18 protein-coding genes are annotated in these 21,896 nt (G+C 74.6%); 12 read left to right on the top strand and 6 right to left on the bottom strand.

Annotated elements, in window-relative coordinates; all coding sequences use genetic code 11:
• The first annotated feature begins 1 nt into the window (after position 1).
• From FHX32_RS13625 to FHX32_RS13585, 9 genes are all read left to right on the top strand, one after another.
• Complete coding sequence (locus FHX32_RS13625; RefSeq protein WP_167181556.1) at positions 2–1,432, top strand: aldehyde dehydrogenase family protein; 1,431 nt, start codon at positions 2–4, stop codon at positions 1,430–1,432.
• Positions 1,425–2,249: an aldehyde dehydrogenase family protein gene (locus FHX32_RS13620; RefSeq protein WP_167181554.1), complete on the top strand. Its 825-nt coding sequence runs from the start codon at positions 1,425–1,427 to the stop codon at positions 2,247–2,249. The genes FHX32_RS13625 and FHX32_RS13620 overlap by 8 nt, the downstream gene beginning before the upstream one ends.
• 151 nt (positions 2,250–2,400) lie before the next feature.
• A complete protein-coding gene (locus FHX32_RS13615) occupies positions 2,401–2,865 on the top strand; it encodes a BlaI/MecI/CopY family transcriptional regulator (protein WP_167181552.1) in 465 nt (154 codons plus the stop codon).
• A gap of 10 nt (positions 2,866–2,875) precedes the next feature.
• On the top strand, positions 2,876–3,778 hold the full coding sequence (locus tag FHX32_RS13610) for a M56 family metallopeptidase (protein WP_167181550.1): 903 nt from the start codon (positions 2,876–2,878) through the stop codon (positions 3,776–3,778).
• A 138-nt stretch (positions 3,779–3,916) separates the two neighbouring features.
• A complete protein-coding gene (locus tag FHX32_RS13605) occupies positions 3,917–5,167 on the top strand; it encodes a cytochrome ubiquinol oxidase subunit I (protein WP_167181548.1) in 1,251 nt (416 codons plus the stop codon).
• A gap of 11 nt (positions 5,168–5,178) precedes the next feature.
• Entirely contained in the window at positions 5,179–6,186 is a 1,008-nt protein-coding gene (cydB, locus tag FHX32_RS13600; RefSeq protein WP_167181546.1) for a cytochrome d ubiquinol oxidase subunit II, read from the top strand.
• The gene (cydD, locus tag FHX32_RS13595) at positions 6,183–7,856 is read left to right on the top strand and encodes a thiol reductant ABC exporter subunit CydD (RefSeq protein ID WP_167181544.1); all 1,674 of its coding nucleotides are present in this window, start codon (positions 6,183–6,185) and stop codon (positions 7,854–7,856) included. Before cydB ends, cydD begins: the two co-directional genes overlap by 4 nt.
• On the top strand, positions 7,853–9,652 hold the full coding sequence (cydC, locus tag FHX32_RS13590) for a thiol reductant ABC exporter subunit CydC (protein WP_167181542.1): 1,800 nt from the start codon (positions 7,853–7,855) through the stop codon (positions 9,650–9,652). The genes cydD and cydC overlap by 4 nt, the downstream gene beginning before the upstream one ends.
• A gap of 69 nt (positions 9,653–9,721) precedes the next feature.
• Entirely contained in the window at positions 9,722–10,405 is a 684-nt protein-coding gene (locus FHX32_RS13585) for a permease prefix domain 1-containing protein (RefSeq protein ID WP_167181539.1), read from the top strand.
• Between the two features lie 203 nt (positions 10,406–10,608).
• On the opposite strand, the gene FHX32_RS13580 is transcribed toward FHX32_RS13585, so the two are convergent.
• Positions 10,609–10,950, bottom strand: coding sequence for a PadR family transcriptional regulator (locus tag FHX32_RS13580; RefSeq protein WP_109906395.1), 342 nt, complete (start codon positions 10,948–10,950; stop codon positions 10,609–10,611).
• 149 nt (positions 10,951–11,099) lie between these two features.
• On the opposite strand from FHX32_RS13580, the gene FHX32_RS13575 reads away from it, so the two are divergent.
• Together FHX32_RS13575 and FHX32_RS13570 are read left to right on the top strand one after the other, a co-directional pair.
• Entirely contained in the window at positions 11,100–12,023 is a 924-nt protein-coding gene (locus FHX32_RS13575) for a DNA primase (protein ID WP_167181537.1), read from the top strand.
• 40 nt (positions 12,024–12,063) lie between these two features.
• Complete coding sequence (locus FHX32_RS13570; RefSeq protein ID WP_167181535.1) at positions 12,064–14,424, top strand: transposase; 2,361 nt, start codon at positions 12,064–12,066, stop codon at positions 14,422–14,424.
• 576 nt (positions 14,425–15,000) lie between these two features.
• Here FHX32_RS13570 and FHX32_RS13565 read toward each other — a convergent pair.
• The 4 genes from FHX32_RS13565 to FHX32_RS13550 all read right to left on the bottom strand — a co-directional run bounded on the left by FHX32_RS13565 (position 15,001) and on the right by FHX32_RS13550 (position 20,003).
• On the bottom strand, positions 15,001–15,594 hold the full coding sequence (locus tag FHX32_RS13565) for a GTP-binding protein (protein WP_167181533.1): 594 nt from the start codon (positions 15,592–15,594) through the stop codon (positions 15,001–15,003).
• Between the two features lies 1 nt (position 15,595).
• Positions 15,596–15,973 carry a DUF742 domain-containing protein gene (locus FHX32_RS13560; protein ID WP_088997952.1) on the bottom strand — a complete coding sequence of 126 codons (378 nt, stop codon included), beginning with the start codon at positions 15,971–15,973 and terminating at the stop codon, positions 15,596–15,598.
• A gap of 98 nt (positions 15,974–16,071) precedes the next feature.
• On the bottom strand, positions 16,072–16,476 hold the full coding sequence (locus tag FHX32_RS13555) for a roadblock/LC7 domain-containing protein (RefSeq protein ID WP_109901346.1): 405 nt from the start codon (positions 16,474–16,476) through the stop codon (positions 16,072–16,074).
• The gene (locus tag FHX32_RS13550) at positions 16,473–20,003 is read right to left on the bottom strand and encodes a nitrate- and nitrite sensing domain-containing protein (RefSeq protein WP_167181531.1); all 3,531 of its coding nucleotides are present in this window, start codon (positions 20,001–20,003) and stop codon (positions 16,473–16,475) included. The genes FHX32_RS13555 and FHX32_RS13550 overlap by 4 nt, the downstream gene beginning before the upstream one ends.
• Before the next feature lie 341 nt (positions 20,004–20,344).
• On the opposite strand from FHX32_RS13550, the gene FHX32_RS13545 reads away from it, so the two are divergent.
• On the top strand, positions 20,345–20,800 hold the full coding sequence (locus FHX32_RS13545; protein ID WP_486481049.1) for an ATP-binding protein: 456 nt from the start codon (positions 20,345–20,347) through the stop codon (positions 20,798–20,800).
• Here the strand turns inward: FHX32_RS13545 and FHX32_RS13540 are convergent, their stop codons facing one another.
• Positions 20,801–21,880 carry an adenosine deaminase gene (locus FHX32_RS13540; RefSeq protein WP_167181527.1) on the bottom strand — a complete coding sequence of 360 codons (1,080 nt, stop codon included), beginning with the start codon at positions 21,878–21,880 and terminating at the stop codon, positions 20,801–20,803.
• Between the last annotated feature and the right edge of the window lie 16 nt (positions 21,881–21,896).

The raw sequence follows: 21,896 nt of genomic DNA, 5'->3' as shown, positions 1-21,896 counted from the left end.
CATGTTCGAATACGCCCCCGCCCCCGAGTCCCGCTCGGTGGTGGACATCAAGCCCTCGTACGGGCTCTTCATCGACGGCCAGTTCGTCGACCCCACCGACGGTGGCTCCTTCAAGTCGATCAACCCGGCCTCGGAGGAGGTGCTGGCCGAGGTCGCCGAGGGCGGCGCCGGGGACGTCGACCGCGCGGTCCGTGCCGCCCGGGCGGCGTACGAGAAGGTGTGGGGCCCGATGCCGGGCCGGGACCGGGCCAAGTACCTGTTCCGGATCGCCCGGATCATCCAGGAGCGCTCCCGCGAACTGGCGGTGCTGGAGTCGCTGGACAACGGCAAGCCGATCAAGGAGTCCCGGGACGTCGACATCCCGCTGGTCGCCGCGCACTTCTTCTACTACGCCGGCTGGGCCGACAAGCTGGAGCACGCCGGGTTCGGCCCCAACCCCCGCCCGTTGGGGGTAGCCGCGCAGGTCATCCCGTGGAACTTCCCGCTGCTGATGCTGGCCTGGAAGATCGCCCCGGCGTTGGCCGCCGGAAACACGGTGGTGCTGAAGCCGGCCGAGACCACCCCGCTGACCGCGCTGATCTTCGCCGAGATCTGCCAGCAGGCCGACCTGCCCGCCGGTGTGGTCAACATCGTCACCGGCGCCGGCGACACCGGCCGCGCGCTGGTCGAGCACCAGGGCGTGGACAAGGTCGCCTTCACCGGCTCGACCGAGGTCGGCCGGGCGATCGCCCGCGCGGTGGCCGGCACCCGCAAGAAGCTCACCCTGGAGCTGGGCGGCAAGGCCGCCAACATCGTCTTCGACGACGCCCCGGTCGACCAGGCGGTCGAGGGGATCGTCAACGGCATCTTCTTCAACCAGGGGCACGTGTGCTGCGCCGGCTCCCGGCTGCTGGTCCAGGAGAACGTCGCCGACCGGGTGCTGGAGTCGCTGAAGCGGCGGATGGCCCAGCTGCGCGTCGGCGACCCGCTGGACAAGAACACCGACATCGGCGCGATCAACTCGGCCGCCCAGCTGGCCCGGATCCGGGAACTCTCCGAGGCCGGCTCCGCCGAGGGTGCCGAGCGCTGGTCGCCGCCGTGCGAGCTGCCCGAGCGCGGTTTCTGGTTCGCGCCGACCATCTTCACCGGGGTCACCCAGGCACACCGGATCGCCCGCGAGGAGATCTTCGGCCCGGTGCTGTCCGTGCTGACCTTCCGCACCCCGGCCGAGGCCGTCGAGAAGGCGAACAACACGCCGTACGGGCTGTCGGCCGGGATCTGGACCGACAAGGGCTCCCGGATCCTGTGGATGGCCGACCGGCTGCGGGCCGGGGTGGTCTGGGCCAACACGTTCAACAAGTTCGACCCCACCTCGCCGTTCGGCGGCTACAAGGAGTCGGGCTACGGTCGCGAGGGCGGCCGGCACGGGCTGGAGGGCTACCTCAATGTCTGAGCGGGTCGCGGTACGCAAGACGTACAAGCTCTTCATCGGCGGGAAGTTCCCGCGCAGCGAGTCGGGACGGTCGTATCTCGTGCAGGACGCGAACGTGTCTTTGGCGTCTCGGAAGGACGCGCGGGACGCCGTCGTCGCCGCCCGCGCCGCGGTCAAGGGCTGGGCCGGCGCCACCGCGTACAACCGGGGGCAGATCCTCTACCGGGCGGCCGAGATGCTGGAGGGCCGGCGCGAGCAGTTCGTCGCGCTCGGCGTGCCCGGCGACGAGGTCGACGCCGCGGTCGACCGCTGGGTCTGGTACGCCGGCTGGTCGGACAAGCTCGCCCAGGTGTACGGCGGCGCCAACCCGGTCGCCGGCCCGTACTTCAACCTGTCGGCGCCGGAGCCGACCGGCGTGGTGGCCGTGGTGGCCCCGGCGTCGCCGGCGCTGCTCGGCCTGGTCAGCGTGATCGCCCCGGCGATCGTCACCGGCAACACCGTGGTGGTGGCCGCCTCGCCGGCCGAACCGCTGGCGGCGGTGACCCTGGCCGAGGTGCTCGCCACCTCGGACCTGCCGGGTGGGGTGGTGAACATCCTGACCGGCCGGCTGTCGGACACGGTGCCGACGCTGGCCAGCCACATGGACGTCAACGCGATCGACCTGACCGGGGTGGCCGACGCCGACCTGGCGGCCGACCTGGAGGTCAGGGCGGCGGAGAACCTCAAGCGGGTGCTCCGGCCGGCGCCGGCCGACCACGACTGGTTCGCCGACCCCGGCGTCACCCGGATGACCTCCCTCCTGGAGACCAAGACCGTCTGGCACCCCAAGGGCGTCTGATCCCGCTCGCCCGCAACTCAAGATCCGCGCACTTTCAGTGAAAGAGTGGCCTCAGCTCGCGCGGAGGCCACTCTTTCCGTGAAAGTGCGCGGATCTTGAGCTCGGGTGTACCGCGCTGAGAGGGGTCTACTACCGGGGGTAGGATTGCGGGGTGACTCGGCTTGGTGATCTCGAACGTGCGGTGATGGACGTACTGTGGGACTCGGTCCCCGCCGCGTCGGACGGCGTCACCGTGCGGGAGGTCGCGGACGCGCTGGCCGGGCGCGAACTGGCGTACACCACGGTGATGACCGTGCTGGACCGGCTGGCCGGCAAGGGAATGGTGCAGCGCGAGCGGGAGGGGCGGGCCTGGCGCTACCGGGCCGCGGCCAGCCGCGAGGCGTACATCGCCCAGCTCATGCTCGACGCGCTCGACCTGGGCGGCAGCCGGGACGCCGCGCTGGTGCGCTTCGCCCGCTCGGTGACCGGCACCGAGGCCGAGGTGCTGCGCGCCGCGCTGGCCGCCGACGCCGCCGCCGTGGGGTTGGCCGCTTCCGGTGAGCTGACCGACCGGGTCGAGGCGCCGACCGACCGGGTGGTCCGCCCGCCCGTCGCCGACGAGGCCGCGGACCGGTAGGGCGGCGGCCGTGGCGTACGCTCTGCACTTCGCCGCGTCGATGGCGGCCTGCCTGCTGACCGCGCAGGTACTGGCCCGCTCCACCTGGACGTGGCGCAGCCCCCGGGTGGCGATCCTCTGCTGGCAGGCGGTCGGGCTGGCGCTCGGCCTCTCCGAGATGGGCCTGCCGATCGCGGTGGGGCTGGCCCCGTACGACCGGCCGACCGGGAGCGCGCTGCTGGCCCTGGGCGACGATCTGGTGCACGGCACCCTGCCGCCCGGCCTCGGGCCCGTCCAGCTGAGCCTGGTCGCCCTCGGCTTCGGCATCGGCGGGGTGCTGCTGACCACGACCGTACGCACCCTGCTGCACACCGTGCGCGCTCAGCGCCGGCACCGGGAGCTGCTCGCCCTGGTGGCCCGGAACGACCCGGCGGCGCCCGGCGCGCTGGTGCTCGACCACCCGAGCGCGGCCGCGTACTGCCTGCCGGGGGTGAAGCCGCAGGTGGTGGTCAGCGCCGGGACGCTCAGCCTGCTGGACCGCGCCGAGCTGGCGGCGGTGCTCAGCCACGAGCGGGCGCACGCCCAGGAGCGGCACGACCTGGTGCTGCTGCCGTTCACCGCGCTCTGCCGGGCGCTGCCCTGGTTCGGCTGGGTCCGCGGGATCCACGAGCGGGTCGCCCTGCTGGTCGAGATGCGCGCCGACGACAAGGCCCGCCAGGCGCACCCCGAGGCGCTGGGCCGGGCGCTGCGCCGGTTCGCCGCGGCCGGCGACAAGATCACCCCCGCCGGCGCCCTCGGCCTCGGCGACCGTGACCTGGACGTGCGCGTGCAGCGGCTGCTGGTGCCCGACCGGCCGCCCCGGGTGCTCGGCGCGGTCGCCCTGGCGGTGGCCACCACGGTGGCCGCCCTGCCGATCTCGCTCTTCCTCAGCTGATTCCGGCGCGCCGCATGCGCCCCTCGAACTACTACGCCTTGTCGTACCGTCTCCTACGACAAGGCGTAGTAGTGATGCGTAGAGAATCTACGTGTAGGCTCGCTACGACAAGTGAGCCGACAGTACGGAGAGCCGGCCATGGACACCCTCCTCCTCGCCCGACTGCAGTTCGCCACCACCACCTCGATCCACTTCCTGTTCGTGGTGGTCACGCTCGGCCTGGTCACCCTGCTGGTGGGGCTGCAGACCGCCGCGGTGCTGACCGGCAAGCCGGTCTACTGGCGGCTGACCCGGTTCTGGGGTCAGCTCTACTTGATCAACTACGTGCTGGGCATCGCCACCGGCATCGTGATGGAGTTCCAGTTCGGGCTGAACTGGAGCGGGCTGTCGCGCTACGTGGGCAACGTCTTCGGCGCCCCGCTGGCGATCGAGACGCTGGTGGCGTTCTTCCTCGAGTCGACCTTCCTCGGCATGTGGATCTTCGGCTGGCACCGGCTGCGCAAGGGCGTCCACCTCGCGCTGCTCTGGGGGGTCGCGCTCACCGCGTACGCCTCGGCGTTCTGGATCATGGTGGCCAACTCCTGGCTGCAGAACCCGGTCGGCTACGAACTGCGCGACGGGGTCGCCCACCTCACCGACTTCACCGCCCTGCTCACCAATCCCAGCCTCGGCATGGCCTTCGGGCACGTGGTCTTCGCGGCGCTGCTGGTCGGCGGGATGCTGATGGCCGCGGTCAGCGCCTGGCACCTGATCCGGCGCACCCCGGATCACGCGCTGTTCCGCACCTCGCTGCGGATCGGCCTGGTCACCGCGGCGCTGTCGATCACCATGGTGCAGGGCTTCGGCTTCGCCCAGTTCGCGCCGGTCGGGCAGGTGCAGCCCACCAAGTTCGGCGGCGGGCCGGAGGCGGACGCCCTGGTTGCCGAGTGGACCACCCGGTTCGGCCAAGGCGACTACACCCCGCCGGTGCTGGCCAGCGTCGGGCTCGGCTTCATGATCCTGATCGGCTTCACCCTCGGCGCCCTCTGGCTGCTGCTGCCGCTGCTCTGGCGGGACTGGGCCATCCGGCTGCGCTTCCCGCTCTGGCTGATCCTGCTCGCCGTGCCGCTGCCGTTCGTCGCGGTGATCCTCGGCTGGATCGCCCGCGAGGTCGGCCGGCAGCCCTGGGTGGCCTACGGCCTGCTCCCCACCGACCAGGCCGTCTCCGGCGTCGCCCCCGGCGTGATGCTGGCCTCGCTGATCGGCTTCAGCCTGCTGCTCGGCACGTTGGCGGTGGCCAACTGGGTGCTGCTGGCCCGGCACGCCGCCCGGGGCGCCGCCGACCCGGCGCTGGGCCGGCCGCCCACCCAGCCGCCCGCCGACACCCGCCCCGCGCCCGCCTTCGCCTGAGGGAGACCATCGTGGAACTCGCCTGGTACGCCCTGCTCGGCCTCTTCTTCGCCGCCTACCTGGTGCTCGGCGGCTACGACTACGGCGTCGGCCTGCTGCTCGCCCGGGGCACCGACCCGGCCCGCCGCCGGGCGGCGCTCAACGCCGTCGGCCCGTTCTTCCTCGGCAACGAGGTGTGGCTGGTCGCCGCCGTCGGCATCCTCTTCGGCGCCTTCCCGATGCTGGAGGGGGAACTGCTCTCCGGGTTCTACCCGGCCGTGGTCGGCGCGCTGGTCGGGGTGATCCTGGTGACCGCAGGGGTGCAGTTGCGCAGCCGCCCGGCCGGCGAGCGGTCCCGGGCCGGGTGGGACCGGGTGGTGGTGATCGGCAGCCTGCTCGCCGCGCTCGGCTGGGGCGCCCTGCTCGCCGGCCTGCTCCAGGGCGTACCGCTGCACGCCGACGGGCACGTCGCCGGGGTGACCCACCTGTTCACCCCGTTCGTGGCCGCCGCCGGGCTCGCCGTGCTGGCGCTGGTCGCGGCGCACGGTGCGACCTTCCTCACGCTGCGGCTGCCGGCCGCCGACGCCGAGCCGACCGGCCGGCTGGCCCGCCGGCTGGTTCCGGTGGCGCTCGCCGCGGTCGGCGCGGCCACCGTCCTCGGCCTGCTCTCCGAGCGGGTACGCGACACCGTGCAGCAGCCGGTCGCCGGCCTGCTCGCGCCGGTGCTGCTGGCCGGGGCCTTGCTGCTGGCCCGGACGGCGCTCGCCCGCCGGCGGCCGGGACTGGCCTTCGCCGCCACCGGCACTGCCCTGGCCGCGCTGGTGGTGCTGGTCGGCGCGGCCCTCTGGCCGTACGCGCTGGTCTCCACCGTCGACCCCGGCGCGTCGCTGACCGTGGCCGACGCGGCGGCGAGCGGCCCCACGCTGCGGCTGCTGGGCTGGCTGACGGTGCCGCTCCTGCCGGCCCTACTAGGCTTTCAACTGATGTGCTGGTGGGTTTTCCGGGGACGGACCGACGGCAGGGCACCGGTGTACTGGTGAACCGCCGTCCCTTCGACCCGCGTCTGCTGCGCCGGGTCCCCGCGGCCCGGCGCGACCTCGCCGTGCTCGCCCTGCTCGGCGTGGTCGCCGCGGGGCTGGTCGTGGCCCAGGCCACCGCGCTGGCGGCGCTGCTGGCGACCGCGTTCGACGGGCGGCTCGACCGGCCGGCGCTGGCCGGCCTGGTCGCCGCGGTCGCCGCGCGGTCGCTGCTGGTCTGGGCGCAGGGCACGGTGTCGGCGCGGGTCGCCGCGACGGTCAAGGCGGCGCTGCGGGTGGAACTGCTCGGCGCGGTCGGCCGGCACGGCCCCGGCTGGGTCGCCGGCCAGCGCGCCGGGCAGTTGGCCACCCTGGCCGGGCGCGGGCTGGACGCCCTGGACGCCTACTTCACCGGCTACCTGCCCCAGCTCGTGCTCAGCGTCACCGTGCCGGTGGCGGTGCTGGGCCGGATCTTCCTCGCGGACTGGAGCTCCGCGCTGATCATCGCGGTCACCCTGCCGCTGATCCCGATCTTCGGAGCGCTGCTCGGCTGGCAGGCCCAGGCCGCCACCGAACGCCAGTGGCGGCGGTTGTCACTGCTCGGCGGGCACTTCCTCGACATGGTCGCCGGGCTGCCCACGCTGCGCGCCTTCGGGCGGGCCCGGGCCCAGGTGGACGTGGTCCGCCGGATGGCCGACGGGCACCGGGTGGCGACCATGAAGACGCTGCGCATCGCCTTCCTCTCCGCCCTGGTGCTGGAACTGGTGGCCACCCTCTCGGTGGCGCTGGTCGCGGTGCCGGTGGGCCTGCGGCTGCTCGGCGGCGGGCTGACCCTGCAGACGGCGCTGCTGGTGCTGCTGCTCACGCCGGAGGCGTACCTGCCGCTGCGGGCGGCCGGCGCCCGGTTCCACGCCAGCATGGAGGGGCTCACCGCGTTGGACGAGGCGCTCACCGTCTCGGCCACCCCACCGGCCCGGGCCGAGCGGCGCGGTCCCGCCCCGGACGGGCGGGCGGAGATCCGGTTCGAGTCGGTGACCGTCGAGTACGAGCGCACCACCGCGCTGCGGGACGTCACGCTGACCATCCGGCCCGGCGAACGGATCGCGATCGTCGGGCCCAGCGGCGCTGGCAAGAGCACCCTGCTCAACCTGCTGCTGGGCTTCGTCACGCCGACCGCCGGCCGGATCACCGTGGGCGGGGTCGACCTGGCCGGCGCGGATCCGGAGGCGTGGCGCCGGCAACTGGCCTGGGTGCCGCAGCGCGCCCACCTCTTCGCCGCCTCGCTGGCCGACAACATCCGGCTCGGCGCCCCGGACACCCCGGACGCCGCGCTCGCCGCCGCGGTGCGCGACGCCGCGCTGGACGACGTGGTCGCCGGGCTGCCGGACGGGCTGGCCACCGTGCTCGGCGAGCGCGGGCACGGCCTCTCCAGCGGCCAGCGGCAGCGGGTCGCGCTGGCCCGCGCGTTCCTGCGGGACGCCCCGGTGGTGCTGCTCGACGAGCCGACCGCCCGGCTGGACAGCGCGTCCGAGGCGGTCGTGCTGGCCGCCACCCGCCGGTTGGTCGCCGGCCGGACGGCCCTGCTGGTGGCGCACCGCCCCGCGTTGCTCGCCGACGCCGACCGGGTGCTGCGGGTCGAGGACGGCCGGGTCACCGAGCTGACCCGGGTGCCGACCGCGGAGGTGATCCGGTGATCGCGGCGACCCGTCCCGAGCGGGCGGTGCTGCGGCTGGCCCGGCCGTACCTGGGCCGGCTGCTCGGCGCCGGGCTGCTCGCCGCGGTGACCGAGTTCGCCGGGCTGGCCCTGATGGCCACCGCCACCTGGCTGCTGATGAGCGCGGCCGGCCGGCCGCCGCTGGACCGGCTCACGGTGGCGATCGTCGCGGTCCGGGCCCTGGCCGTCAGCCGGGGCGTGTTCCGCTACACCGAGCGGCTCGCCGGGCACGACGCGGTGCTCCGGCTGGTCACCGACGTCCGGGCCCGGGTGTTCGCCGCCCTCGCCGCCCGCCGGGCGCCCGAGCAGCGCACCGGGGACGCGCTGAGCCGCCTGGTCTCCGACGTGGAGGCGGTGCAGGACCTGCTGCTGCGGGTGCTCGTCCCCGCCTCGGCGGCGGCGCTGGTCAGCGTGCTGGCGGTGGGCACGGCGGCAATGATCTCCCCGGCCGCCGCCGGGGCGCTCGCCGTGGGGTTGCTGGTCGCCGGCGTGGCGCTGCCCGCGCTGGCCACCGCACTGACCCGGCGGGCCGCCGCCGAGGTGGCGCCGCTGCGCGGGGCACTGGCCGCCGACGCGGTCGACCTCACCCACGGCGCCGCCGACCTGGCCGCGTTCGGCGCCACCGGCTCCGCCCTGGCGGCCGCCGGCCGGCGCACCGCACGGCTGGCCCGGCTGGAACGGCGGCTCGCCGCCGCCGGGTTCGCCGTCGACGCGGCCGGGGTGCTGGTCGCCGGGCTGACCGCCGCCGCCGTGGTGTTCGTCGCGCTGGCCCGGGACGTCGACGGGGTGCTGGTCGGCGTGCTCGCGGTGGGCGCGCTCGCCGCGGTCGAGGTGACGCTGGCACTGGTCGGCGCCGCGCGGCAGCGCACCCAGCTGGGCGCCGGCCTGACCCGGGTCGCGGCCCTGCTCGACGCCGCGCCGACCGACGCCACACCGGCGGCGACCGGGCCGGCGGCCCCCGGCCCGGCCGGCGCGGAGGGCGAGGCGGCGCCCGGCACGGTGAGCGCGGCGGCGCCGCACGACGTGCGGTTCACCGACGTGACGGTGCGCTACCGCAGCGGCGCCGCGCCCGCCCTGGTCGGGTTCGACCTCGACCTGCCCGCCGGGCGGCGGGTTGCCGTGGTCGGGCCGAGCGGGGCGGGCAAGAGCACCATCGCCGCCGTCCTCACCGGGTCGGTACGGCCCGAGGCGGGCCGGGTCACCCTGGACGGCCGGGACCTGTCGGCGTACGCCGAGCGGGAGCTGCCCCGGGCGGTCGGCGGCCTGCTCGCCGAGGCGTACGTCTTCCACGCCTCGGTCCGGGACAACCTGCTGCTCGGCCGCGCCGGGGCGAGCGACGACGAGCTGGCCGCGGCCACCGCGGCGGCCGGCCTGCTGGACTGGGTACGCGAGCAGCCGGACGGCTGGGACACGGTGGTCGGCGAGGAGGGCGGGCAGCTCTCCGGCGGCCAGCGGCAGCGGCTCGCGCTGGCCCGGGCGCTGCTCGCCGCCCCGGGCGTGCTGGTGCTCGACGAGCCGACCGAGGGGCTCGACCCGGCCGCCGCCGACGCGGTGCTCGCCTCGACGCTGGCCGCCACCCCGCCCGGGCACTCGGTGCTGCTGATCAGCCACCGGCTCAGCGGGCTGGCCGGGCTGGACGAGATCGTGGTGCTGGACGCCGGGCGGGTGGTGCAGCGCGGCCGGCACGCCGACCTGGTCGCCGCTCCGGGCTGGTACCGGGACCAGTGGCGGCTCCAGGAGGCGGCCGAACGGGGGTACTTCGCGCTCACCCCCTGACCGGGCCTCCGGGTCGGCCCAGGGATGTCCCGGACGACGCCCGGCGGCCGATCGTGGCAGGGTGGTGCCATGGCCGGCGGTGACGAGGTGTTGGTGGAGGAGCGCCTGCGCGAGCTGGGTGACCGGCTGCGCGGGCCGGTACGGCTCAAGTCCGACCTGCTGACCGAGGCCCGGCACGGCCTGCTGGACGCCGTCGAGGCGTACCGGGAGGGCGGGCTGACGGCGGCGGAGGCACAGTGGCGCGCGGTGACCGAGTTCGGCAGCCCGGCGCAGCTGGCCCCGGCGTACCAGGCCGAGCTGGCGGTCGGCGCGCTGCGCGGGCTCGCGCTGCGGGTGGTCACAGTGGCCGCCGTCGCGATCGTCGCCGGCGACCTGACCTGGCAGGGGGCGAGCTGGAGCGAGGGTCCCCGGCCGCCGGCCGGCTACCTGCTGCTCTCCGCCTCGATGGACTGGCTGTGGATCACCGCGTTCGTGCTGGCGGCGGCCGGGCTGCTGGTCGCGACGGGCGCCGCCCGCTGGGGCGTGCCGGCCGGGGGCGTGCTCAACCGCGCGGTCGGCGCGGCCCTGACCGGCGTCCTCGTCCTCGCCGCCGCCGCCGGGACGGGGCTTTTCGCCTGGTCCATGGGGCTCTGGGAGGCGGCCCTCACCTGGCCGCCGATGATCATCGGCGCGGTTATGGTCAGCGCCGCCCTGCTCTGGATCGGTCGGGCGGCCCGCCACTGGCTGTCCGCCACGCTGACCACCGCCCGCTGACGCCCGCCCTCCCGCCCCGCCGCCCGGGCGCCGCCCCGCCGACCTCGACGGCACTCACGCCGGGCCCTGCCACTGGCCCGGCCAGCGCCCTCGGGCCACGCGGCCGCCCGGCCCCGCCGCACCCGCGCCGCATCGCGGTCCGGCTGCGGCGCGGTCGAGCTGCGACGCGGTCCGGCTGCGGCGCGGTCGGGCTGCGGCGCGGGTCAGGTCGGGGTGACCGGCGGCGCCGCGGGGTCGAGGAAGCGCCCGACGGTCGAGCTGAACTCGCGCCAGCCGGAGCGTTCCCCGGCCAGCGCCCGCCGGCCGGCGTCGGTGAGTTCGTACGTCCGGCGCTCCCGCCCGTTGACGGTGCTCCAGCTGCTGGCCACGTGCCCGGCCCGCTCGAGCCGGCGCAGCGCCGGATAGATGGTGCCGGTGGGCAGGTCCAAGTGGCCGTCGCTGCGGATGCGCAGCGCCTCGATGATCGCGTAACCGTGCAGGGCGCCCCGCTCCAGCACCGCCAGCAGCAGCGCGTCGAGGTGTCCGTGCAGCGCCTGGGCCTTCATGTGTAGCTACGCTACTTGTCTGCCGGCCGGATCGCCACCGGGGTGCGGGCACCGGCCTCCCGGAGCCGCCCACTAGGGTATGTGCCCAGAGTCACTCGTCGGCACGGGACGCCGACGGGTGGGCAAACCCGAAGCACACGGAGGTCAGCGTGGCCCGTCAGTCGCCCCAACGGCCCGACGCCGACGAGCCGGAGCTCGACGAGACCGAGGGCAGCGTCGAGTCCGACACCGCGTCCGCGTCGGCCGAGGCCGCCCGCGCGCTCTGGGACGAGCTGCGGATCGACCCGGTGGAGATCGCCCTGCCCGCCGGCACCGGATACACGCTGCGGGCGTACCGGCCGGCCCGGGAGCTGACCCCCACCGACGTCGCCGAGCGCGACCAGGACGACCCGTTCCTGGCCCGCCGCCAGGTCGTCGAGGAGGACGAGGACGACGAGACCGTCGTGATCCTCGACGAGGAGGTCGCCCAGGAGTTCGCCGAGAGCGACGAGGAGGAGGCGAAGGCCCGCCGTCGCACCAAGGGCGACAAGGACGCCGAGGACGCCGAGGACGCCGAGGCGGAGGAGGCCGAGGACGAGGCGGGCGACGAGGAGGTCCCGGTCTTCCTCAGCCACCGGGGCCGGCTGCTGCTCTTCAAGACCCCGGAGTCGCTGGTCAGCTTCATCCGCTCGGGCGCGCCGAACGATCTGTCCCAACTGGACAGCTGGGATGAACTGTCCGAACGGGTGGAGCCGGCCGACATCGCCCCGCTCGACGAGGACATCTACGAGCTGGACCTGGTGGTCGAGAACCTGCGCGGCGGGCACGACGCCTGGGACAGCACCCTGCTGATCGAGGCCGGCGAGATCGCCCGCGATTTGGCGTACGCGCTGCGCCTGCCGGCCGTGCTGGACATGCTCTCCGCCGGCTCCAGCCTCGACGACCTGGACGAGGCGCTGCGGGCCACGGTCGACGGCGGCATCGGCGGCTTCCTCGGCCGTCGGCGGCTGAAGAAAATCGGGGCACAAACCGCAAGTCTGGGTTGGCGCACCATTGTCGGCAAGATCTCTGCGGTCGTGGACTGGCGCGACTGACCCTTAACGGGGAGCATCAGTCTCTGGCAGAGAAAGACCTGTGTCCCGGGAGGAGGACGACGCCGTGGCGCTCGTGCGCGTGTACTGCGGTTTGGCCTCGGCGGATCCGGCCGACCGACCGGCTTCGGCCGGTTCGACGCTGACGTCCGCTGTGGTCGACGACGCAGGCCGTCTGCTGCATGTCTGCGAGATCGGCGACGACGCGGCGGGCTACGCCCGGCTCGTCGCGCTGCTCGTGGAGCGGTCGGGCGGGCCGAGCGGTGCGGCGATCGCCGCGGACAGCGACGACCACACGGTCACCTCGCTGCTCAGCGCCGCGGGCCGCCCACTGGCGATCGCCGACGACGACTCGGTCGACGACTTCGCCGAGCGCTTCGCCGACGACGACTCGCTGGAGGAGATGCAGTCCCCGCCCGCCGAGCGGCGCGCGGTCGGCCTGGCCCGCGCCCTGCAGGCCGGCGCCCTCTCCGCGGTCACCCTGCCGGCGCACCGCGACCTCGCCGGCTACAAGCAGGTGCTCGCCGCGCACGCCGCGCTGGCCAGCGGCCGGCACTCGGCCGCCGTGGCGCTGCGCGAGGTGCTCCGCGAGCTCTACCCGGCCGCGCTGCGCGCCTACCCGGACCCGGCCGAGCCGGTCCCGCTGGCCGTCCTCAACGCCCTCCCGGAGCCCGGCATGCTGGCCGGCACCGTCGCCCGGGGTCGGGAGGTCTCGGTCGCCGCCGACGCGGTCGCGGCCCACCTCGCCGCGGACGGCGTGGCCGAGGCCGAGGAGATCGAGGAGGCGGTGACCGCGCTGCGGGTGGCCATCTCCGAGACGCCCCGGCGGGCGACCGTGAACCGCGCCCTCACCGCCGCCGTGGCCGAGACCGTGCGCCAGGCCGTCGCCTCGGTCCGGGCCTGCGACGCCGGCTGCGAGGCGCTGGTCGGCGCGCTCAGCGCCCGGGTCAGCACGCCCGCTCCGGCGGCGCCCGGCCGTCGCGCCGCCGGCCGCCGCGCCGAGCCGGTCGGCGACCGGCCCGGCCTGAACACCAGCACCGCCGGGTTGCGCACGATCCGCCCGGCCGAGCAGCCGACCCCGTCCGGTGGGCGGCGCAGCCGTCCGGAGCCGGTCTCCGGCGCCACCCCGCCGCCGTCGCCCCGCCCGCTCGCCCCGCCGCCGGTCGCGCCGGCCCCGGTCGCCCCGCCGCCAGTCGCGCCGCAGCCGGTCACGCCGGCCGCTGCGGCCGGCACCCCGGTCTCCGGCGCGCCGAGCCACACCGAGCCCGCCCCGCGTCGGGTGGACGGCCCGACCAACCGGCCGATCTCGGCACCGCCACCGCCGCCGCCCGGCATCACCCCGATCGCGCCCGCACAGCGCGGCACGGTGCCTCCGGCCGAGGCCGGGGAGCCGTTCCGGCCCACGCTGACCACCGCGGCGATCAACAGCGCCCGGGCCGAGCGGCAGCGCACCGTCATCCCGCCCCGCCCGAAGACCAACGGCGAGGCGCCCACCGGCGGGTTCAGCGCCACCGACCTGAGCATCCCGGTGCCCACGCCGCGGCCGGGCACGGAGTCCGCCCCGCCGGGCTCCCGGGCCAACTGGCCGCTGGTCAACAACCCGGAGGACCCGGCCGACAGCTCCGCCACGAACCCGGTGGTCGGCTCGTACGGCGACCGGGGCGGGCGCGGCGTGGACGCGCCGACCGATCCCGGCGCGGAGCGCCGGGTCACCCCGCCGTGGCTCGCCGACGACCTGCCTCAGGAGCCGCCGATGCTGCGGCTCGTGGAGCCCCCGCCGATGGCCGACCGGGCGCTGCGTGACGGGCCGAACCCGCCCACCGACCCGCAGCTGGAGAACCCGCCGCTGCGCCTGGTCGACCGGGAGGAGGCCCCGCGCAACGGCCGGCCCGTCCCCCCGCGTGCCGAGCGCCCGGCGCCCGAGCACCGGCCGGCGCCGCCGGTGGAGCGGCGTCCGCCGCCCGTTTCCGACGAGGGCGACGGCGACCTGCTGATCTTCGCCCAGGCAAAGTCCGCCTGGTTCGTCGGGCACAGCGACTCGGCCGACCTGGACTGGTCGACCACGGCCGACACCGGCTGGCAGGCGGCCGAGCAGGCGGCCCGGCCGTCGGTCGGCGCCGAGACCAAGGCCGGGCTGCCCAAGCGGGTCCCGCAGGCCAACCTCGTCCCCGGTTCACCGTTGCGCGAGGAGCGTCCACTGCGGATCGTCCGGGACGCGGCGAGCCTCGCCGAGAACACCACCGGCTACTTCCGGGGCTGGCGCCGCGGGCAGGAGATCGGCGGGTTCGCGGTCGGCGGTCGGCCGGGCCGCGAGGCCGCCGGCGGCTGGGACTTCACCCGCGACACCGGCGACCGCGACGACGATCGGGAGTACGAGTACCGGTCCGCCGGCTACCGCTCCTGACCGGCGGAGGTACGCCACACCTGGCAGCGCGCCCCCGGTCACCGTGGACGTCCACAGTGACCGGGGGCGCGGCCGTGCCAGCGACCGATGCCGGCGACCGGACCGGCGTGGGCACCCGAGGCGACACTCCGGCCTTCCCCGGCCCACGGTCCCGGGTTGCACCGCACCGCCCGCACGTCGCCGTCAGCGGCGCCAGGACGAGTCCGGCCACTAGAGAGGTACCGTCACGCCGCCTCCGTCCGCCAGCGGGCACTACACCGGGCCGGAGGCCACCCTGCCCGACGGCCGCCGTCGCGACCACGACGGCGGACCGGCCACAGTGGCCGACGACAGCTCGACGCCCGGCCGGGACGCGGCACCCGCGGGGGATCGCGGAGCGACCACCGCCTTGAACGACGAGGCGCACACGAGGTGCCGCCACTCCGGCGGTCCACGGTGGACGGCGCCCCGGGCCGGGACAGCGGGCAGCGCCCGACGGCGGCGGGGCCCGTCGGGCGCTGGACGGCGGCCGCGCCGGAACCCGGACAGCGTCCAGCGCCCGGTGGCGGAGCGGCCACCGGGCGCTGGGCGGAACGATCAGGCCGGCGCGACCTGGCGCGAGCGACGCATGGTGAGCACGTACTCGACCAGCGAGATCAGCACGTGCTTCGTCGACTCCCGGTTGCGGGCGTCGCAGGCCACCACCGGCACGTCGTTCGAGATCGCCAGCGCGTCCCGGACGTCCTGCGGGTCGTGGTACTGCATCCCGTCGAAGCAGTTGATGGCCACCAGGTACGGCAGCCGCCGGTGCTCGAAGAAGTCGATCGCCGCGAAGCAGTCGGCCAGCCGGCGGGTGTCCACCAGCACGACCGCGCCGATCGCCCCGCGCACCAGTTCGTCCCACATGAACCAGAAGCGGGTCTGACCCGGCGTACCGAACAGGTACAGGATCAGGTCACGGTCGATCGAGATACGGCCGAAGTCCATCGCCACCGTGGTCGTCGTCTTGCCCGGCACCTGCCGGTTGTCGTCGACGCCCACGCCGGCGGAGGTCATGATGGCCTCGGTGGTCAGCGGCGTGATCTCCGAGACCGAGCCGACCAGCGTCGTCTTGCCGACGCCGAAGCCACCGGCGATAACGATCTTCGCCGACGTCACGCGCCCGCTCGGGGTCGGCGGGCGGTGCGACATGTCAGAGCCTGCGAAGTCCACTCAGCACCCTCTCCAGCAGTTCAGTGCCCACCGCGTCGTCCGAGTCGTCCAGGATGGTCGGCTCGTGGACCGCGACCAGGCCGTCCGTCGCCATGTCGGCGATGAGCACCCGGGCCACACCGAGCGGGAGCTGCATTCGCGCCGCGATCTCGGCTAGCGACTGCACGCGTCCGTCACACAGCGCGGCGATGTACTGGTGTTCGCGGCCCTGGCCGCCACTGCCGTTGGCAGCGGCCCGGCCGCGCACCGTCGTCTCGACGAGCGCCTCCAGCGCGATGTCGAGTCGGGGGCGGGTACGACCACGGGTCACGGCGTATGGACGGACCAACGCTCCGGTCGGTTCGTCACGATCAACCATGTCGCCGCTCACCTCCTTCGTACCCGACACCGGCTCCGTCCGTTGGAGCCCGTCCGTCCCGTCGTTGCCGCCCCGCCGACCTCAAGGTCAGCAGGACGTCAGCCCAGCATGCCCGCTGCCGCGCGCGGCTGCGGGGTCAACGCGTCGCCCACCCGGTCGACCAGCAACGCCATTTCGTACCCGACCTGCCCGACGTCGCAACTGCGAGCGGCGAGCACGGCGAACGACGAGCCGTCCGAGATGGACATCAGGAACAGGAAGCCATTGTCCATCTCCACCACCGTCTGCAGCACCGCGCCTCCCTCAAAGCAGCGAGCCGCGCCCTGGGTCAAGCTGACCAGGCCGGACGCGATCGCGGCCAGCTGGTCGGCCCGGTCCCGCGGGAGATCCCGTGACGCAGCGAGGAGCAGGCCGTCCGCGGAGACGGCGACCGCGTGCGCGACACCGGGAACCCGATCGGCGAAGTTGGCGAGCAGCCAACCGAGATCCTGCGTAGTAGTCATCCTTCTTGCTCCTTCTGCCCGCTCCCGGCCACCGGGCCTGAGCCAGACTGCGAGGATTGCTGCCCTCCCGGAGTCGCCTCCGGGCTGGTCGGGTTGCTGTCGGACGGGTGGCTACGCCCTCGCTGGACGCCGCGGTGGTAGGCGGAGAGCAGGCCGCGTACGGACTCCGGCGTCCGCCGCTGCACCGAGGTGGTCGGCTTCTCCACCGCGCCGGGCACCAGCTGGGCCATCGGGGTGCGCTTCGGCAGGCCCGTCGGCGTGGTGGCCGCCACCGGCACCGCGCTGGCGGCCGAAGCCGCCCGCCAGCCCTCGTCGGCCGCGGTCGCCCAGCCGCCGCCGTCGCTGGGCTGCGGGCGGCGGTTGGGCAGGCTCTCGGCGGACGCGGGGCGGGCCCCGCCGTTCGCTGTGGCCCCGTTCTCGCGCGGCGCTCCTCCGGCCGTCGGTGTCTGTGCCATCGGTGCGTTACCTGTCGTTGCGGGTGGTGTCTGCTGTACGGCGCGACCCGCCGCGTCGACCTTGCTGAACTGCTGGGTCGCGGCGGAGCCGTTCGTCGCAGGCTGCCGAGCGCCGGCCGCCTCCTCCGGCCCCGGTCGCCGGGTACGGAACCAGGCGGACTCGAGCTCCCGGAAGATCGGCAGCTCCATCGTCTCGTCCGCGTACCGCTGCCGGTTCTGCGGCTGCGGCGTGGTCGGCCGGGCCGCCGGGGCCGGCGCGGGGTTCGCGGCCTGCGCCGGGTTCGGGGTCGGCGGGGCCGGCTGGTCCGTACGCGGCATCCGCGGCAGCTCGGTGGTCATGTCGAGCGCGGCGGCCAGCCGCTCGGGGACCGGCGGGGTGGCCGGGTCCGTCCCGGCGACCGGCGGCCAGGCCGGCGGCGCCGAGGTGTTCGGCGGCGTCACCGGGCGCTGCGGCAGCGGGCCGCCGGGCGGCGACGACATCGGCTGCCCGGAGACCGGCATGCCCGACACCGGCGACGCGGAGACCGGCATCCCGGAGACCGGGGACGACGAGACCGGCATCCCGGAGACCGGCGGCGAGGAGACCGGTCCGGAGTACGGCGGCCCGGAGTACGGCTGCCCCGAGTACGGCGGCGCCGAGTGCGGCGGCACCGGCGGAGCCGACACCGGCGGCGGGAGGTACGGCTGCGCCTCCGGGCTGCTCGGCAACTGCCGCGGGATACCGGACTGCTGGCCGGTGCTGGCCGGGTCGCCGTCGGTGGCCCGCCGCTGCGGCAGCGGGTCGATCGGCTGGCCGTTGGAGGTGCGCGGGGCGAACGCGTCGCTGCCGTTGGCCGCGGTCGCGCCGGTGAGATCGGACCAGGCCGGCATGCTCCGGCCGGCGCCGGCCGGAGCCGGGCTGCCGGTGCCGTTGGCGGGTGCCGGATCGAACGGCCGGCCGCCCAGGGTGACCTGGTTGCCGGACCCGCTCGGGCGCGGGCTGTTCGGCAGGTTGCCGAGGGCCGGCAGCGCACCGAAGACGGGTGCCGGGCCGGACGACGGCGCGTTGCCGGCGGGCAGCGCCGGGGCCGGCTGGGCCCGCCCGGCGAGCGCCCGCGGCACCAGCACCGACGGCGGCAGCGTGACATCCGCCACCGTGCCCCGGTCGGCACCCGGACGCAGCTCGACCTTCACCCCGTGCCGGGACGCCAGGCGGGCGACCACGACCAGACCCATCATCCGGGAGACGGCCACGTCCACCTGCGGCGGCGTGGCGAGCCGCTCGTTGAGTTCGTGCAGCTGGTCGGGGCTGATGCCGATACCGCGGTCCTCGACGTAGAGCGAGGCGCGGTCGCCGACCCGGCGGGCCTCGATCAGCACCTGCGAGTCCGGCGGCGAGAACGCGGTGGCGTTGTCGAACAGCTCGGCGACCAGGTGGACCAGGTCGTTGACGGCGTGCGCGGCCACCTCGATGTCCCGGTCGATGATCCCGAACTCGATCCGGGTGTAGTGCTCGACCTCGGACTGCGCGGCCCGGAGCACGTCGATCAGCGCGGCGGGCTCCCGCTGCACGCGGGTCGAGTCGGCGCCCGCGAGGACCAGCAGGTTCTCGTCGTTGCGGCGCATCCGGGTGGCCAGGTGGTCCAGCTGGAACAGCTCGGCCAGCCGGTCCGGGTCCTCCTCGCCGCGCTCCAGCCGGTCCAGGTGACCGATCAGCCGGTCGACCAGGATCTGCGACCGGCGGGCCAGGTTGACGAACATCGTCGCGACGGAGGCACGCAGCGCGGCCTGCTCGGCGGCGGTCCGGACGGCCTCCAGGTGGACGGCGTTGAACGCCTCGGTCACCTGGCCGAACTCGTCCTTGCTGCGCACCGGCAGCGGCTCGGCGATCTGGTTGGCCAGCTGGGTCGGCGTCAGCGACCCGGTGACCTGCGGGTCACGCAGCCGGGCCACCGCCTGCGGCAGGCCGTACTGGGCGACGGAGAGGGCGCCCTGGCGCAGGTCGCGCAGCGAGCGGGCCATCGAGCGGGCGACCAGGTAGGCGAACAGGATGGCCAGCAGCAGCATGCTCAGCAGCAGGCCGGACTCGAGGAAGACCTGGCGCTGCACCTCCGCGCGGAGGTCGTCGGCGAGGGCGACCACGTCGCGGTCGAACTTCGCTTCCGCGGTGCGGTGCAGGTCGGCGAAGGCGACCATCGCCGCGTCCCACTGGTTGGCGTCGAACGGCGCGCCCGCCAGGTTGTCGCTGGTGTTGATCTCGGTTACCCAGCTGCTGTACTGGAGCGCCTCGCGTCGGTCGGGACCGGCGATCGTACGCGAGTAGAAGTCGGTCTCGGCCTGGTTGGCGACCACATCGAAGCTCTGCTTCGCCTGGTCCTGGCCGGTGACGCTGGCGATGTAGTCGTTACGCAGGGTCGGAGTGAGTTCCGTGCGGATCAGTGCCAGGTGCACCACGTTCCGCTGCTGGGAGAGGAACTCCTTGCCACGGGCGGTGGCGGTGGCGGCGCGCATCCGGTCGCTCAGGTTGTTGTCGCCAGCCAGCTGGGTGGCCGAGTCCCGGATAGCGATGAGGCCGCTGATCAGCTCGTCGTAGCTCCGCTGCGCGTCGACGAGGCCCTGCTTGCCGTTGAGCACCTGACTGCGCGCGGCGGGCAGGTCCCTGAGGAGCTGGTCGATCTCGTTCAGGTGCCCGTTCAGGCTCGACGGCAGGTCCTCGAGTTCGGTCCGCTGCGAGGAGTAGGGCACCCTGGCCTTGTCCACCAGGCCGTTCGCCTGGTTGTACGCGTCCTTGAACGGGTCCGCCTGCGCCGGCGGCGCGCCGAGCAGCCGCAGCGCAGCCGTCCGCTCGTCCTGGAGGGTGTCGACCAGCTCTCCGGAGTAGCCGACCAGGCTGGCCAGCTCGCCGGCCCGGTTGGCGTTGTTGAGCGTCTGCAGGTGGTCGATCAGACCACTGGTACCCACGACGACCGTGGCGATGGTCGGCACGATCATGATGAGACCGAGCTTGGACCAGATCGGCATGTCGCGGAGCCGACCGGCCGGCCGGCGCAGCCGCGACAGGAAAGAGCCCGCCGTCTTTGGCCGTTTGCTCACGTCACCGCCCTCGCGATTCAGCGTCGCGTTGCCCTCGGGCAACGCCTAGCGGCCGACCCGGCGGGTCGGACCATCCGAGATTCCATCACGCCGTCCGGCAAAGAGAAAGCCCAGGTTGGCCGTCGCGGACGGTGTGATGAGATGTTGATGCGATTTGATAGCAATCCGTCTGGCCGGAGTAACTGAAGGTAATGAATCACCCCCACCGCGTCGTGCTGCTCGCGGGCCCCTCCGGGTCCGGAAAGTCGTACATAGCGCAGCGAACCGGGCTTCCGGTGCTGTGCCTGGACGACTTCTACAAGGACGGTGATGACCCTACGTTGCCGCGACGAAACGGCCAGGTGGACTGGGAGTCCCCGCTGTCCTGGGACGCCGACGCGGCGGTGGAGGCGATCGCCCGCCTGGCCCGGGAGGGTCGGGCGGATGTGCCGGTCTATGCCATCGAGGCTGATCGTCGGGTGGCCACCCGGTCATTTGATGTCGCCGGTTCGCCACTTTTCATCGCCGAAGGCATTTTTGCCGCGGACATCGTCGAGGAGTGCCGGCGACGGGGGCTGCTCGCCGGGGCGTACGCCCTGCGGCGGCCGCGCGGCGCGACCTTCGTCCGCCGGCTGGCCCGCGACCTGGCCGAACAGCGCAAGGCGCCCCGGGTGCTGATCCGGCGCGGGGTGGCGCTGCTGCGCGCCGAGCCGGCGGTGCTGCGCCGGCAGACCGGCCTGGGCGCGGAGGCGGCCCGGGCCCGCCAGGTGCTGCGCGGGGTGGCCGGCCTGCTCGCCGGCCACCCGCACCGCCGATGATCAGGGCAGCAGCTTGGCGTAAGCCGGCTTGATCACCTCGTCGATGATCCGCAGCCGCTGGTCGAACGGGATGAACGCGCTCTTCATCGCGTTGATGGTGAACCACTGCAACTCGCGCCAGCCGTAGCCGAACGCCTCCACCAGCAGCGCCATCTCGCGGGACATCGAGGTACCGCTCATCAGCCGGTTGTCGGTGTTGACGGTGACCCGGAAGCGCAGGTCCCGCAGCAGCCCGATGGGGTGCTCGGCGATCGACGGGGCGGCGCCGGTCTGGACGTTCGAGGACGGGCACAGCTCCAGCGGGATCCGCTTGTCCCGCACGTACGCGGCCAGCCGGCCGAGCGTCGGCTCCGGGCCCGGGGTGATGTCGTCCACGATCCGCACCCCGTGGCCGAGCCGGTCCGCACCGCACCACTGGATCGCCTGCCAGATCGACGGGAGCCCGAACGCCTCGCCGGCGTGGATGGTGAAGTGGAAGTTCTCCCGCTGGAGGTACTCGAAGGCGTCCAGGTGCCGGGTGGGCGGGAAACCCGCCTCGGCGCCGGCGATGTCGAAGCCGACCACCCCGGCGTCCCGGTGCCGCACGGCGAGCTCGGCGATCTCCTGCGAGCGGGCGGCGTGCCGCATAGCGGTGAGCAGGGTGCCGACCCGGATCGGCGTGCCCGCCTCGGCGGCCAGCGCGCTGCCCTCGACGAATCCGGCCAGCACCGCCTCGACCACCTCGTCCAGGGTCAGGTCCCGCTCCAGGTGCTGTTCCGGGGCGAACCGCACCTCGGCGTAGACCACCCCGTCGGCCGCCAGGTCGAGCGCGCACTCGCGGGCCACCCGGCGCAGCGCCGGGGCGGTCTGCATCACGGCGACGGTGTGCGCGAACGTCGCCAGGTAGCGCTCCAGCGAGCCCGAGTCGGCCGCCTCGACGAACCAGCGGCCGAGCGCCACCGGGTCGGTGGTGGGCAGCTCGTGACCGACCTCGGCGGCCAGCTCGACGACCGTCGCCGGCCGCAGGCCGCCGTCGAGGTGGTCGTGCAGCAGCGCCTTGGGGACCTTGACGATGTCCTCGTACCGGATCGTTGCGACCATGCTCAGACCCTAGTCG

It is taken from the genome of Micromonospora sp. CNZ280, assembly GCF_011759515.1.
This window is presented reverse-complemented; position numbering and strand designations above follow the sequence as displayed.

Excerpts from the sequence above, each read along its gene's own strand:
- FHX32_RS13625 (WP_167181556.1), top strand. The coding sequence starts at position 2 with ATGTTCGAATACGCCCCCGCCCCCGAGTCCCGCTCGGTGGTGGACATC.
- FHX32_RS13620 (WP_167181554.1), top strand. The coding sequence starts at position 1,425 with ATGTCTGAGCGGGTCGCGGTACGCAAGACGTACAAGCTCTTCATCGGC.
- FHX32_RS13605 (WP_167181548.1), top strand. The coding sequence starts at position 3,917 with ATGGACACCCTCCTCCTCGCCCGACTGCAGTTCGCCACCACCACCTCG.
- FHX32_RS13585 (WP_167181539.1), top strand. The coding sequence starts at position 9,722 with ATGGCCGGCGGTGACGAGGTGTTGGTGGAGGAGCGCCTGCGCGAGCTG.
- FHX32_RS13580 (WP_109906395.1), bottom strand. The coding sequence starts at position 10,950 with ATGAAGGCCCAGGCGCTGCACGGACACCTCGACGCGCTGCTGCTGGCG.
- FHX32_RS13565 (WP_167181533.1), bottom strand. The coding sequence starts at position 15,594 with ATGTCGCACCGCCCGCCGACCCCGAGCGGGCGCGTGACGTCGGCGAAG.
- FHX32_RS13560 (WP_088997952.1), bottom strand. The coding sequence starts at position 15,973 with ATGGTTGATCGTGACGAACCGACCGGAGCGTTGGTCCGTCCATACGCC.
- FHX32_RS13555 (WP_109901346.1), bottom strand. The coding sequence starts at position 16,476 with ATGACTACTACGCAGGATCTCGGTTGGCTGCTCGCCAACTTCGCCGAT.
- FHX32_RS13540 (WP_167181527.1), bottom strand. The coding sequence starts at position 21,880 with ATGGTCGCAACGATCCGGTACGAGGACATCGTCAAGGTCCCCAAGGCG.